The following is a 13,965-nucleotide window of genomic DNA, read 5'->3' on the forward strand; positions in this document are numbered from 1 at the left end:
GTTCATGTGGCGACGCAGCCGGCGTGGGCGTCGAGGACGCGGTCGATGACCTCCAGCTGTCGGGACAGGCGGAACAGGTCGAGCTGGTCGAGGCAGCCGCGCAGTAGGTCCGCGTGTCTGGCCGAGCCGGCGATGTTGCGGAGCTCGGTGATCATGGTGGCGGTGTGATCGCCGCCGGTGACGTGCAGGGCGGGTGGTGTGAATCGGGCGGCGTCGCGGATGGTGGTCGGTGTCAGTGGCAGGCAGCCTGCGAGGACGGCCTCGGCGAGGCGCTGGGTCATTTGGCCGGTGCGCTGGTAGCGGTCGGGTAGGAGCAGTACGGTGCTCAGCGCCTGGCGGTAGAGCCGGTCAACGTGATCGAACCCGAGCCGACCGAGGTAGTTGACGTGTGGCCAGCGTTCGGTGCGGGTCCACTTCCCTGCGACAACGTGTTCGTGGCTGCGGGCTGCTGGTGCGAAGTATTGGTGGAAGGCTTCGTCGCGGTCGTACTGGTTACCGATGTAGACCAAGGGGAGATTGCGGGACAGGCCGATCAGAGCGTCGGGGTCGGCCGTGTCGAGTGTGTGGTCGTCGACGGGAAAAAGCAGCCGAACGGCGCCCGAGGTGGGGTGCAACGCCGCCTCGCAGACAGTGACAGTGTTCATCGCCCGTAGCCGGTGGTGTGCGGGTAGTTGCTGGTCTTTGTCCCAGAGCAGGGTGGGGGTTCCGGCGTCGGTGTAGTGCGCGAGGAGGTGTTGTTGTCGGTGCAGGTCGCAGGTGTGCCCGACGGTGCCGCACACGGTGGTGTTGCGCCCGTCAATGGGCCAGCGCCATTCGAGGAAGAGCGCATCGATGGTGGGTAAGCCGGCGTCCCACCGGTAGGTGCCGGTCAGGTCGTGGCCGGCCTCGTCGAGGTCGCGGTTGTGCTGTAGGAAGACGATTTCGTGGCCGCGTGCGCGGAGGCCGTCGATCAGAGGGCGGCGATGGCTGCGACCGCCGTCGGGTGTGTCGTGGGTGCCGGTGCCAAGGAAGCCCCAAAAGCTGTAGCCGATCAGCACTTGGTCACCCACCAGCCTTCCAAGAGCAGGGCGTCGAGTCCGCTCTCGGCCAGGCAATCCAGGGCCATGTCGGGTGTTCCGCAGATCGGTTTGCCCTTGATGTTCAGGGAGGTGTTGATCAGGACGGGATGACCGGTGAGCGCGGCGACCTCTTCCAGCAGTTCGGCCAGGAACGGGTTAGCTTCGGGCGTGACCGTCTGAAGGCGGGCCGTGTCGTTGGTGTGGACAACGCTGGGGAGGGCGGCGCGGGTCAGGTCGGTGACGCGCGAGGCGAAGGACATGTACGGGGCAGGTTGCGCGAGGGTGAAGTACCTGGCTGCCGCGCTGGCCAGGACGACCGGGGCGAACGGTCGGAAGGGCTCACGGAACTTCACCGTGGCGTTGAGTCGGTCGACGACGTCCGGCAGCAGCGGCGACGCCAGGATCGATCGGTTGCCCAGTGCCCGGGGGCCGGCTTCCAGTGCGCCCTGGAACAGCCCGACCGTGTGGCCTTCGGTGAGCTTCATGGCCAGGTGTTTGATCGGCTCGGCGGGCCGCAGCGCCCTCAGTCCCGGCCGGGGGTGCTCCGGAAGTTCGAGTCCCTTGAAAGACGGCCCGAGGTAGCAGTGATCGATGACTGCGGCGGGCGATGGTTCGGTAGAACGCAGGGCGACTGATAGTCCGGCGCCGATCGCGGTTCCCGAGTCGCCTGGGGCTGGGGGCACATGCACTTCGTCGAAGATTCCCTCTTCGACGATCTTAGCGGTGGCGACACAGTTCGCGGCGACACCTCCGCCCACGCACAGCAGCCGCATCCCGGTGATGGCACGGGCCCGTCGGGCAAGATGCACCATCACCTCGTCGGTGCGTTCCTGCAGGGCGGCAGCGACGTCGGCGTGTACCTGCTCGATGGCATCCTCAGGGTGGCGGGTGGGGCAGGTGGCGGCGACGAGCTCGTCGCTTACTCGTGAATACCCGCTGGTCATGACTCGTAGGGGAAACCAGCGCGGATTGAGGTTGAATCCGCGGTCGGTCAGCGGGATAGCGTCGCGCAGTAGCGCCCCAAAGCGGCTCGGGTCACCGGTGGCCGCCAGGGCCATCACGGTGCCCTCCTCGTCGTTACGTCGCCAGCCGAGGTGCTCAGTGATCGCTCCGTAGGCGTAGCCCAGCGATGCGGGATCGGTGATCTCTTCGGTGATCGTGTACCGGACACCGCCGCCGTTTATCCGAAGTCCGTTGCCGATGGTGGTGCTCTGCACTTCGCCGAGGCTGTCCACGACTAGGACGGCGGAAGCGTCGTAGCGGCTCGACGCGAAGGCGTAGAGGCCGTGAGCGCGATGGTGCAACACCGGTGTTATCACCGCATGTGGGAACCTATCCCGCAGGATGGCCATACGCCTGCCGAACCGGGCGTGGACCTTCCGGAAGCTGTCTGCCCGTGCCTGGGCCCGATCGCGGGTGTGGGGAATCTGCGCCCAGAGCTCTGTCGCGGGCAACGCGTCGAGGTACCGCTCGCCGTCGAAGTTGTAGGCCACTGCGGTAACCGCGTTCGGATCTAGTTTGGCGCGGGCCAGGAGCCAGGCGACCGCGCGTTCGGGGAAGGCCCGAGTGTGCTTCTCGCCCGAGAGTCGCTCTTCCTCAGCGAAGCCGACCAGCGCGTTGTCGATGAACAGCGCTGCTGCGGAGTCATGGGTGAACGAGCAGAGTCCGAGCACGATGTTGCCCGCGGTCATCGGGAGGCTCCCGTCGCAGCCGCCGGCTGACTCAGCCGGCTGTACCAGTCGCGTAGGGCACGACCGAGATCCCCCTCGACGGTGGCGGCTGTCTCGCGTGCCGCAGGTCGGTCTCCCGCGCTCCACCGACGGTAGCTAGCCAAGGTGGCCGCCATGTCGCGCCAGGGCGAGGGGTGCTCAGTGACGGCGGTGTCGTTGACGACCGAGGTCAGAAACTCTGTCGTCCCCTCGGCGGGCGCGGCCAGCGAGGGCATCACCGGCGACGGCGCCACCGGCGACGACACCAGATCGGCGGCACTCTGAGCGTGCTGGTCGTAGAGATGCAGCGAGTCAACATGGTGGTGGTAGCTGCCAAGCTTGACACCGAGCCAGCCTGCCATCAGCTCGTGCAACATCGTCGCGGTAAACAGGTCGTACGGCAGGCCAAGCCACACGTCGTTGCTGCGCATTGTGGTGTGCATCTGCAGCCGACCGCCGCGCAGGAAGAATCGGTAGTTCAAGGTGCATGGCACGTCGCGGTGCCCGAGCGTGTCCTGCTGCGGGTCGTAGATCTGAATGACGGCCTGACGGCTTCCCGGGTCACGGCTCAGAGCTGTACGTACGTGGTCGAGTTGATCGGTTTGCCCGGCCCAACGGCGAATCCGAGGCCCGTACGCGCCGCGAAGCCTGCCGTTATCGGCGTACTGCTTCAGGGAGCGGTTGTAGGTGAAGATCCACGGATCGTCAGACCCTGAGAGGATCCAGAGGGCTTCCGCGACCGCGAACGCCGGGTTCAGCACCCGGGCGGGCGGGATGAAGACGAACCGACGTCGCGGTTCGGTGAGACACAGATGTGCCCCGATCACCTCGGTCGTCGCCATCCCGCGAGGATTCACCCGCTGTCCCTGCCGCATGACCTCACGGCACACCGCCACGTACAGATTGTTCGCCGAAGTGGCACTCAAACGCAGCATGCCGCAACCTCCTGAGAAAGCGCAGGCGGGACGTAGCTATTCATCAGCTCCGGGGGAAGCTGACGCAGCCAGTTGACGTGCCTAGAAAGTCCTGTCCGCAGATCCACCTTCGGCCGGTAGCCGAGCACAGTCCGGGCCAGCGTCAGGTCCGCCTCGGTAACCGTCACATCGCCGAACTGGGTCGGTGCGACCCTGACCGAAACAGGGTTTCCGGTGACCTCTCGGGCCATAGCGATCAGATCGATCATCGAGACGGTTGTGCCGCCGCCGACGTTGACCACCGCCTCGTGCTCCGTGACAGTCGCCGCGGCGATTGTGGCGTCCACGACGTCGCTGACGTAGGTGAACTCCCGGCGCTGTGCCCCGTCGCCGTGGAGCGTGTACTCGCCACCGGTCAGCGCTGCCGCCAAGACCCGACTGGTCGCCATATCCGGTCGCTGCCGTGGCCCGTACACCGTGAAGTACCGCAGGGCCGTGACTCCCAAGGCGCTGCCTGGGCGCCGCGCATAGGCCAAACTCAGCTGTTCTCCAGCGAGCTTGCTGACCCCGTATGGCGATATTGGTTGTGCGACGTCGCCCTCGCTGCTAGCGGAGCTGGTCTCGCCGTAGACGCTGGACGAGGACGCATACACCAGCCGTGGAACTCCAGCCTCCGCACACGCCGACAACAGCCTGCTCGTACCTTCGATGTTCGCCGAGACGTAGTCCTCGAACCGAGTCCACGACGGCCGAACACCCGGGACCGCCGCGAGATGGAAGACGCAGTCGACACCGCCGACCAGACGACGAAGATCGGCCGTCAGTAGATCGGCGGTGATCATGGCGAAGGATGGTTGGGGCAGGAAACGGCGGGCATTATTGGCGGCGACTGGATCTAGATGCGGGTTGCGTCGGTCGAGCCCAGTAACCTCAAGGTCGCGGCTGAGCAGGGCTTCAACAAGATGAGAGCCGATAAAGCCCATCGCGCCGGTAACCAAGGCTCTCGAACGGTGGGTCCTCCGCGTCATAGGGGTTCACCTCTCGCGTTGAAACTCGACTGGCGGGTGGCTGCGCTTCCGGCACCGCCGATGCTCGCAATACAGAAGACCCGGTGTTCGCGGGCCGGGGGGCCATGCAGACGTGACCGAGGTAAGCCGCACCGGCGCCTTCCTGAGGTGGGTAGCCCGTGCGGAAACGAGGTTCGGGAGAATTTCGGCTATCGACGCAGGGGGCGACGAGACGCTCGACGATGTGCGGGCCGGTGAGCGGAACACCATTGGTTTAGTCAATCGAGGGAGTCGAACTCCCAAGCCATTCAGGGCATGCGTCAAGGGTTGCTCATCCTGAGGAGTCTGGGAATACCGACTTGTGGCCCGACCTAGCGTGCCGACTTGCGGTCCGACTTGGCCCTGAGCTGCCCAGACCCGGGGCATGGGAGAGGACCTGACCCATGCGCTTGGGTGTTCGAACTTGCAGAAGGACCGTCGCTGCTTCTAGGACAAAGCCCGACCTAACACGAGGTAAGGACGGTCCGTCAGTTTACGCCGACGACCAGGCAGCGGGATTGATCGACCCTTCAACGGTCCGGTTTCCGCGGCGCTCGATGTCGAGCCAGAGCGGCCTGGCGACCAGGGCTGAACACCCCTCGTTGACCAGCCAACGTGATGCGCCACCCGCATTAGTCTGCCAGGCTTACTCGGAGCGCTGTACGTGAAGTGGTCAAGCTTTCGAACACGTCGTCGCTATAACCCAGCGGCCCATGCAGCCAATCGGGAGCTGCGCGTGTGAGGGCCGGTATGGCTGTCGCCAGAACCTCATAATCCTGATCTAATGATCCTAACGGAAGTTGCAGTACACGATCGTGGCATCATCGTGGATCTTCCCTCTGGTCGCTTCAGAGGGGTGATCACGGTGACTGAACCGTTGCCGAGGAAGGCCGAAGCCGCAGCGTCATCGATCCCACCTCGGGAGGCGGCCGACAGCGGGTCAGGGACGGCTGTATTCCACGTCGTGCGCCGTGGAATGTACAAGCCAAGGTCGACGTCGTCGGTCGCGCGCAATACATGTCGTAGGGCGGCGCGACGCTCAGGGGCTGGGCCAGCGATGTTCCCCGCGTTCAAGCTTGCCCACCCAGTGACGGTCGACGTAGCGGGCGCCGAGGTCTCGGTCGAGGTAGAGCTGCGTGAGGGCGGAGTTGATGAGGTCAGCTAGCTCGCCGCGAGACGTGGGCTGCTCGGGCCGCCGGGGTGATGGAAGCCGTTCGCGGGCCTTCGTGAGCAGCGTGTTGGGCGTGATGATGGTGTCGGGGTGGCGGGCCATCCTGTACCTCCCTCCGAAGCCCGGTCCGGGAGCGCTAGTCGAGATGTAGTTGTGGAACGTCGTAGAGGGTGCTGTTGGGTAGTCGACGCATGGCGGGTGAGGCCACCTCGATGATGAGCATCTCTGTAAGGAACTGGACGGTGGCGTCCAGCAGGTGGCTGGTGTGGGCGGTAGCGCTGTGTTCCTTGAGGCCAGCGGTGAGGTGGATGTGCGGGAGGATCCTCTGGTTGGTGTCGTCCCAGGCGATGGTGCCGCCGCCGAGCGCTTCGACGTTGGTGAGGTCGACGTGCGTCCAGACGGGCGCATCGGGGTTGTCGAGGCGTTGACAGGTGCCGACGATCTTGGCGGTAGACAGGCCGGCGATGAACATCGGGATGTAGCCCTGCTTGATGTCGTGGGCACGGCACGCCTGGGCGAGGGCGGTGAAGAAGTCGTCGCCGTGGTCGAAGACCACACCGATCATCCGTCGTGGTGTCAGGTTGTGGCTACGCATGCGCCGCAGCTGCCTCCGTTTGATCGACGGTTTGGGATGATGTCGGCCAGGGCCACGAGGACGGTTCATCGAGGTTACCGGCAACGGCGAATGCTGGGACGATGTCCTGCGGCTTGGTCTGGGCGGCAAGGAGGGTGCGGAGCAGGATGCGGGCTTTGTAGGCGTGCAGCCAGCCGGCGGGGATAAGCCCTCGAGTAAGAAGGTCGCGCTCCGAGCCGGAGAAGCCGTAGGTGCGGGTGAGTGTCGGGCCGGACGGGGTGCGTGAGGCGAGGACGACGGGGATTCGTTCGGCCAGGGTGGTGAGGATGTCGACGAGGGGTTCAGGTACGTGGCCGACTCCGAATCCGGCGACGACGAGGCCGTCGCAGTGCTGGCCGATGGCGTCGAGGAGGGTGGGATCTTCGTCGAGGCTGACTGTGTAGAGGCCGACGGGGGCGCGTTGGGCCGGGTCCGGGGTGGGGATGGTGAGGCGGTGCGGCACGCGGGTGAGTAGCTTTGCGGCGCCTTCCATGACGTATCCGAGGGGGCCGGTGTCGGGCGAGCGGAAGGTGGCGCCGTTGGTGGAGTGGGTCTTGATGACCCAGCGGGCGGCGTGGATCTCGTCGGCGAGAACGACGAGGCAGCCTTGGTGCCGGGCGGTCGGTGATGCCGCGGTCTGGATGGCGGCGAGGAGATTGGCCGGTCCGTCAGCGCCGGCCATGGTGGGATTACGCATTGCGCCGGTGACGACCACGGGCTCGGGCCGGTGGTGTAGCAGGTCGAGCAGGTACGCGGTCTCCTCGATCGTGTCGGTGCCCTGGGTGACGACCACTCCAGCGGCGCCTGCGGCGAGTTCGTGGGTCGCCGCGGTGGCGAGCGCGGCGACGTCCGCGAACGTGAGGGACGCCCCGGGGCGTCGGCGGAAGTCCACCATCTCGATATCGATTCCGGTCGAGGCCAGCCCGGGTACAGCGTCAACCAGGTCGCGTGCGGACAGCGTGGGACGGACGCCTTCGCTGGTGCCGCTGGTCATGGCGATCGTGCCGCCGAGGCCGAACACCACCACCTTTGGCCCGGGCGCTGTCGGGTTCGAGGGCACGGCAGTTCCTTCCGGCGGTCGCGGCGTGGTGCGCAGGAGCCTAGTACGGCAGGCTCCCGATGAAGCGGCATGCCTGGTCGACGCCGTCGAGGGACAGTAGACGGCTGCGGGGCTCGGCGAGGCCCGCGAAACCGTACTGGCCGAGGTCGGCGCAGCGGCCTTGCAGCCAGTGCCAGTCAAGGCTCAAGTAGTCGGCGAGGTGGTGGAGCCGTCCACCGGGCGTGGCGCCGGCCGCGACGGAATGAGCCTGCACATGGCCGAGGGCGTCACGGTAGGCGGCGACGGTGTTGCCGTGGTCGGCGAGATCGACGTGCCAGACGTCATCGGCGCGAATCCAGGTGGCCACAATCGCACGCCGCTTGTCCATGACGAGTCCGGGCAGCGCGCCGTACTCCGGGTCATCGGTGACCGCGGTGTGAATCCCGAGGGATTCCATCAATGCCACAGCGAGCAACAGCAGGATCCGTTCAGACGCTGACGAGGCGGCCACCGCGTGCTGGGGGAGGCAGAACATTCTGGTCATCGGCTGGGACGCGCTTCGGAACCAATCGGCGGTCTCGCGCAGGTACCGCAGCTTGTGTCGGAACAGCAGCCACGTGCTGGCTTCCTCCCCGCGTTGCTCCCGCGTCCAGTAGACGGGCACGTCGGATAGGACATGGCTGTGGCGGCGGATGTGGTCGGCGCAGAATGCCGACCCGATCCACAGCCGTGACACCGAATCCAAGTCTTCGGCGATGTCGCGGCTAGCGGCCGACCTGGCCATGTCCCTGTACGGGGATGCGGCGGCTTGGGCGGCGTCCAACCGGGCGTCGTCCAGCAATAGCGACAAGTCGAGGTTCGCCACCGCCCACAGAACCCCGGCGGTGATCGCGTCGAGCTGGTACACGCGAGGGATGAGCAGGCGGGCATCCCGATCGGCTTCGACCAGGTGCCGATCCGCCTGCCGCGAATCGAGCGCGAAGACACCGGCACGATCCAGGGCGTCGACATGCCCCAGGATCAGCCGCCGCTGAACGGACCGGCGCCAGCTCCGTTCTGTGGCGTACGGGGCGATGGTGGCGAGGATACGGCCGTCGTCGACCGCCGGGTAGACCTCCACGTCGATCACCACGCCAGGAAAGTGTTGTCCTCCCGGGGCCGAGATCGTCCGGTGCAGACCCCCGTCGGGCAGCAGTTGATGCCCAGGCGTGGGGTTTCCGAGTTGCAGCAGATTGCCTGAGGAAGACAGGTCGGGCCCTGAACCGGACGCGGCGAACTGCCGCTGGTCGACGGCGTCCCGTCGTCCCCTGCCGGAGCGGCGAGGGCTGTACAGGTCGAGATCGGCGTCACTTGCGGCGCCAAGGGCGCGTCGTAGCGCGGCCCGCCGCTCATCGCTAGGCCACCGGTGCTCTCCGCGCTCCAGCTTGCCGATCCAACGGTGGTCAACATAGTGAGCGGCGAGGTCGCGGTCTGGGTAGAGCCGAGCCAGGGCTATGTTGACGGCATCGGCCAACTCGGTCCGGGACATGCGCTGTCCGGGTCGCCGCGGCGACGGCAGGCTCGCGCGCTTCTCGGTGAGTAGCGCGTTCGGAGTGATCACCGTCTCCGGATGACGAGGCACCGACACACCCTCCCCGTGGACTCGACCGGACCCAAGCGGGGGTGCGAGCTCGCCTGGCGTCCTGAGTTGAGGCCGTGTAAGCAATCGCGAGGCCCGCTGCTGTCATCGTGGTGGCAGGCTCACCCAGAGTCAAGGAGATCTTGGGTGGCGTCGCCGAGACCGGTAGGCCGGTCTCGGCCACCCGGGTGCCGGAAGCGGCGGGGCGAGGCGCTCAAGCCCGGCGCGCCGCCCCGTTGGGAACGCTAGAAGGTTCCGCTACCACCCCTTGGCGGTGTTGGGAGATGAGAATCCGCCATCACGAACGGCTTCGGTGAAGGCGTGCCATCGCTCGGGGGTGAATCGCAGCACCGGCCCGACACTGTTCTTCGAATCGCGCACCAGGACCGGTTCGTGGGTGGAGGCGACCTCGACGCAGTTGCCGTCGTCGCTGTGACTGGACTTGCGCCAGATGAGCTGTGTGTTGGGCTGACGGGTCATACTGAGGCTCCTTCGGTGGGTGTGAGGTTCTCCGCCGCGGCGCGGAGGAGACGGATACTCGATTCGGGAGAGAGCGCCGCGGCCTTGAGTCGGCTATGCAGGTTCACATAAGGGTCCAGCTCATCCGGATCGATGTGAATCACGTCGTGGGTCAGCGTGTCGACCGCGACAGCCCGTGAGCCGTGCGGGTCGCGATAGCGGTAGATCGAGTACGCCGATCGTGGTGCGCTGTGCGCCCGGATCGAGGCGTCGACCGGCAGCACCTGGACGATCACCGACGGGTGGTTCGCGCACAGGGACACAACGTGCCGAAGCTGCTCAGCGACGACGAGGGGATCAGCGGCGCGCCGACGGATCGCGATCTCGTCGATGACAGCCTCGTAACGCGGCCCGCCGGCGGCGAGGACCAGGCCCTGGCGGCGAGCGCGGGCGGCGACCGCGGCGGCAGGGTCGAACCTGTCGCCGTGGCGGGCGGGTTCGCTGCGTAGCCGAGCATCGGCGAACGCGGGCGTCTGGAGTAGGCCGGGAATCAAAGAGATGGCGAACTCCGTAATGGTTTTCGTGCCGCTCTCCAGGTCGGCGTAGATTGCCTGGCGGATACCCATCCGTTCTGCCTCGGCCACCCACCACCCACGCGCCCAGCCGTCGGCCGCCGCGTCCATGATCGCAGTCCGCCGGTTCACGCCTACGGCGAGGTAGTCACAGATTCCGCTGACGAGATCGATGTCTGGGCCGAGATGACCGTTCTCCAAAGCGCTGATTTGCTGGCGCGGAAATCCCAGCGCACGGGCAAGCGACTCTCCCGTCACGCCATGTTCCTCCCGCAGACGGCGGATTTCGCGTCCGAGCCACCGTCGGCGGACGTACGGACTAGGACGATTCATCGGCAGCCTCCGGGGACCACACCAGCCCGGTCGGCGGTACAGCCGGCCGGGGTGAGGTCACTGTAACCCCCCCAATCGGGTGGATGACCCTGACGTGCTGACGGTTCGCCGCTGTTTTCGCAGGTCAGATGTTAGTCGAACCGCAAGTCGGTATGCGAGGTCGGACCGAAGGTCGGTATTCCCAGCGCGAACCCCTAGTCGGCATGATCCTCGTGAATGACTTATGGCTCAGCTTGAGCGCTTATTAGCGAATCGGGATTGACGGTCACTCAGACGGGCGGTGCCGCCGTGTTGGTACTGACGATTGCAGTCCTGGTCAGTCTGGCTATCGGCTGGTTGGCCGGGATGGTCACCTATCGGTCTTCCCGAAGGTGGTGTGGACGGTGCGGTGGTTCCCTTCGCTGCGCTGCCTGTGAAATGGCCCCTGGCGGCAACCAGTTGATTCATGAGATTCAGCAGCAAATTTGATCACCAGCAGAACCAGGGCAGAGGTGACGGGGTTGAGAAGCGCTGCGAGACGAAGCATCGCCGCGAGGGTACGCCCATTGGCGGACCTTCCTGTTCGGCTCAAGGCGGCACTGATTGTGGTGCCGACCGTGCTGGCTGCGGTGCTCTCGACGGGGTTCGGCCTCTGGGCCTCTGTGAGAGAGGCTGGAGCTACGCAGCGCGCCGGTGACATGTTCATCGCGGGTGGAGCCGCTGCAGAGGTGACACAGCGGCTACAGGCCGAGCGGATCGCTGCGGTGGGTCTGCTGCTGCCGGGCGCGAAAGTCACTCCAGCGGATTTCGAGCGCGCGGTCCAAAACACTGATCGAGCGGTCTTGCTCTTCCGTGAGCAGCGTGACCGGCTTGGTGAGCTTCCGGAGTCTGTGCGGGTGGTGCTGGCCAGGGTGGACGCCGGTTTGGCGGACGTAGGGGCGCAGCGGCAGCGGGTGCGGGGTGACGGGTTGGTGTCGCTGTCGGCGGTGGCGTTCGGGTACCGAGGGGTCGTCGCTGATCTGGACGACTTGCTGCCCGCGGTGGCGCAGAGCGGCGTTACTCCTCAGCTCGCTGATGAGATGCGAGCGTCGGCGGCGTTGTCGCGGGCCCGGGAGTCGGTGGGTCAGCAGCAGGTGGCGGTGTTGCAGGCGGTGGCGGCGCGGCGGTTGACGCCGGCGCTGCATGCCGAGATTGTGGCGGCCAGGTCTGCGCAGGATGAGGCGTTGCGCGAGTTCGATGGTCTCGCGCGGCCGTTGTGGCAGGCGTTGTTGGGTCGGACGTTGACCGGCCCGGACGTGCTGGCCGGTGTGCGGCTGGACGGGGCGGTGTCAGGCACGGGTGTGTACGAGCCGGTGCGGCTGGCGGGTGGAGCTGACCAGTGGAGCCGGGTGATGACCACCCGGGCGGACCTGCTGGCCCAGGTGCAGGCGGCGGTCAACGGTGACATTGAGGCCGCTGCCGATGACCTTTGGATGGAGCAGGTCCGCGCTGCGGTCCTTCAGGCCGGTGTGCTGACGGTGATGTTGGCCGTTGCCGTGCTCACCGCGTTGCGGGTGGCGCGGTCACTGGTCGGCCAGCTGTCGATGTTGGAGCAGGGCGCACGGCGGGTCGCGGACGCAGAGCTGCCGGCGCTGGTCGGGCGACTGCGGGCGACCTCGGATCCTGTGGCGGCGCAGCGGTTGGCCGTGGGCGCAGGTGGGGTGGCGGTGCCGGTGGTCGGCCGGGATGAGGTGGGCCGGGTCGCAGACGCCTTCAACCTGGTGTTGCGCTCTGCTGTCGACGCGACGGTGGATCAGGCGCGGGGGCGGGCGCTGGTGAGCGCGATGATCACGTCGATCGGCCGGCGGGTGCAGGCGTTGACCGCCCAGTTGCTGGGCAGCATCGACGACCTTGAACGTGATGAGGAGGATCCGGACCGACTTGCCAGAGTTTTCGCCGCTGACCAGCAGGCGACTCGGCTGCGGCGTTACGGCGCGAACCTGTTGATCCTGGCAGGCGGCGGCTCAGGCCAGGTGCAGCGTGAGCCGGTCGAGCTGGGGGATCTTGTCAACGCGGCGTTGTCGGAGATCGAGGGCTTCGCGCGGATCAGAATGGGGCGGCTGGTCGAGGCCGAGGTCGACGCCCGCGCGGTCGACGCCGTCAAGTCCATCCTCGCGGAGCTGCTGGACAACGCGACGCGGTTCTCCGCCGACAAGGTGCGGGTGGTCGCGGAGTGGGCCGGGCGCGACGTGCAGGTGCTCATCGTCGATTCTGGCCTCGGGCTGACCACGGAGCAGCTGACGCGCGCCAACCGGTTGCTGGCGAGCCCGGAGATGGATGTTGCCGTCACCGACCAGATGGGCCTGGTCGTGATCTCCCGCCTCGCCCGCGAGTTTGGCGTGAGTGTGTGCCTCAAGCCGAGCCAGCCGACGGGTGTCACGGCCGAGGTGACGGTGCCGGCCGAGTACGTGACCCGGGTGCACGTACGCGAGATCGTCGTGCCCAGCCAGATCCAGCAACGGCCTCAGCCACCGTCGGCGCCACCGGCCAACCCGGCTCCCGCCCCGATGCCGCCCATGTCGGTGCCCCACACCGGTAGCGGCTGGACCGGGCCCACCCAGACGTTTCCGAGGGTGCCGCCGTCGGACGCGACGATGGAATTGCCACTGGTGCGCCGCGAGCGTGGTCCGCTTCCGCTGCCGGCGGGCACCGCCCGGCCAGCGGACACCCCGATGTTCCGGGAGATGGCGGCCCGGTCGCCGTGGCTGTGGCCGCAGAGCGACGACGGCCACGGCGGGTTTCGGACCGCGGCCGACGCGGGCTGGCAGGCCGCGGCGTCGACCGCCGAGCCGGCCACTGACGGGCGTACCACGTCTGGTCTGCCACGGCGTCGTCCGCAGGCGCACGTGGTGCCGGGTGGGTTGCCGACGCAGCGCACCGGCTCCGAGCCTTCCGGGCCGATCGATCCCGCGGCGATCCGGGCGCAGGTCGCCGGCACGTTACGCGGTCTGCGGGCCGCGTCTGTCACCCCTCTCTCCCCCCTTTCGACAGGAGAACGCTGATGAGTGTCACCACCGCCACACCCCGCGATCCTCAACTGTCGCCGGTCCTGGACGGCCTGGCCCGGCAGATGCCGGCCGTTGCCCACGTCGTCGCGGTGTCCGCCGACGGGCTGCTGCTGGCCAGTACCGCGAGTCTGGACAGGAACCGGGGCGATCAGCTCGCCGCGATCGTGTCCGGGCTGGTCAGCCTGGCGCGCGGCGCCACCGACCTGCTGGAGACCGGCGGCGTCCTGTTCCAGATGCTGATGATGAATGCCGGCATTCTGGTGGTGCAGCAGGTGCCCGACGGGACCTCGCTGGCGGCCCTGGCCCGACCCGACTGCGACCCGTCCCAGGTCGCCTACGAACTGGCGGCGCTCGCGAACCGGATCGGTGAGCAGGTCAAGCCGGGACCCCGCACAGCCGGCTGACCC

At 67.1% G+C, this 13,965-nt stretch carries 12 protein-coding genes; 2 read left to right on the top strand and 10 right to left on the bottom strand.

Going from position 1 to position 13,965, the window contains the following annotated elements; translation table 11 throughout:
• Nucleotides 1–2 precede the first annotated feature (2 nt).
• The 10 genes from ACN27D_RS15930 to ACN27D_RS15975 all read right to left on the bottom strand — a co-directional run bounded on the left by ACN27D_RS15930 (nucleotide 3) and on the right by ACN27D_RS15975 (nucleotide 10,532).
• Nucleotides 3–1,037, bottom strand: a complete 1,035-nt coding sequence (locus tag ACN27D_RS15930) for a hypothetical protein (RefSeq protein WP_358170997.1) — start codon at nucleotides 1,035–1,037, stop codon at nucleotides 3–5.
• The gene (locus ACN27D_RS15935; protein WP_358170999.1) at nucleotides 1,031–2,749 is read right to left on the bottom strand and encodes a carbamoyltransferase; all 1,719 of its coding nucleotides are present in this window, start codon (nucleotides 2,747–2,749) and stop codon (nucleotides 1,031–1,033) included. Before ACN27D_RS15935 ends, ACN27D_RS15930 begins: the two co-directional genes overlap by 7 nt.
• The gene (locus tag ACN27D_RS15940; protein WP_358171001.1) at nucleotides 2,746–3,702 is read right to left on the bottom strand and encodes a thymidylate synthase; all 957 of its coding nucleotides are present in this window, start codon (nucleotides 3,700–3,702) and stop codon (nucleotides 2,746–2,748) included. Before ACN27D_RS15940 ends, ACN27D_RS15935 begins: the two co-directional genes overlap by 4 nt.
• Nucleotides 3,690–4,709, bottom strand: a complete 1,020-nt coding sequence (locus ACN27D_RS15945; RefSeq protein WP_358171002.1) for an NAD-dependent epimerase/dehydratase family protein — start codon at nucleotides 4,707–4,709, stop codon at nucleotides 3,690–3,692. Before ACN27D_RS15945 ends, ACN27D_RS15940 begins: the two co-directional genes overlap by 13 nt.
• 1,057 nt (nucleotides 4,710–5,766) lie before the next feature.
• Nucleotides 5,767–6,000 carry a hypothetical protein gene (locus ACN27D_RS15950; RefSeq protein ID WP_358171004.1) on the bottom strand — a complete coding sequence of 78 codons (234 nt, stop codon included), beginning with the start codon at nucleotides 5,998–6,000 and terminating at the stop codon, nucleotides 5,767–5,769.
• 34 nt (nucleotides 6,001–6,034) lie between these two features.
• A complete protein-coding gene (locus ACN27D_RS15955) occupies nucleotides 6,035–6,493 on the bottom strand; it encodes a PPC domain-containing DNA-binding protein (RefSeq protein WP_358171005.1) in 459 nt (152 codons plus the stop codon).
• Nucleotides 6,486–7,571 (bottom strand): asparaginase, encoded by a 1,086-nt coding sequence (locus tag ACN27D_RS15960; protein WP_358171006.1) that lies wholly within the window; start codon nucleotides 7,569–7,571, stop codon nucleotides 6,486–6,488. Before ACN27D_RS15960 ends, ACN27D_RS15955 begins: the two co-directional genes overlap by 8 nt.
• A gap of 40 nt (nucleotides 7,572–7,611) precedes the next feature.
• On the bottom strand, nucleotides 7,612–9,171 hold the full coding sequence (locus ACN27D_RS15965; RefSeq protein WP_421499393.1) for an XRE family transcriptional regulator: 1,560 nt from the start codon (nucleotides 9,169–9,171) through the stop codon (nucleotides 7,612–7,614).
• A gap of 255 nt (nucleotides 9,172–9,426) precedes the next feature.
• Nucleotides 9,427–9,648, bottom strand: coding sequence for a DUF397 domain-containing protein (locus ACN27D_RS15970; protein ID WP_358171008.1), 222 nt, complete (start codon nucleotides 9,646–9,648; stop codon nucleotides 9,427–9,429).
• On the bottom strand, nucleotides 9,645–10,532 hold the full coding sequence (locus tag ACN27D_RS15975; protein ID WP_358171010.1) for a helix-turn-helix domain-containing protein: 888 nt from the start codon (nucleotides 10,530–10,532) through the stop codon (nucleotides 9,645–9,647). Before ACN27D_RS15975 ends, ACN27D_RS15970 begins: the two co-directional genes overlap by 4 nt.
• Nucleotides 10,533–11,032: 500 nt before the next feature.
• Here ACN27D_RS15975 and ACN27D_RS15980 point away from each other — a divergent pair, with 500 nt between their 5' ends.
• On the top strand, nucleotides 11,033–13,552 hold the full coding sequence (locus ACN27D_RS15980; protein ID WP_358171380.1) for a nitrate- and nitrite sensing domain-containing protein: 2,520 nt from the start codon (nucleotides 11,033–11,035) through the stop codon (nucleotides 13,550–13,552).
• A complete protein-coding gene (locus ACN27D_RS15985; RefSeq protein WP_358171012.1) occupies nucleotides 13,552–13,962 on the top strand; it encodes a roadblock/LC7 domain-containing protein in 411 nt (136 codons plus the stop codon). Before ACN27D_RS15980 ends, ACN27D_RS15985 begins: the two co-directional genes overlap by 1 nt.
• Nucleotides 13,963–13,965 lie beyond the last annotated feature (3 nt).

The sequence above is a fragment of the Micromonospora sp. WMMD1274 genome (assembly GCF_049179035.1).
GTDB lineage: Bacteria > Actinomycetota > Actinomycetes > Mycobacteriales > Micromonosporaceae > Micromonospora > Micromonospora tulbaghiae.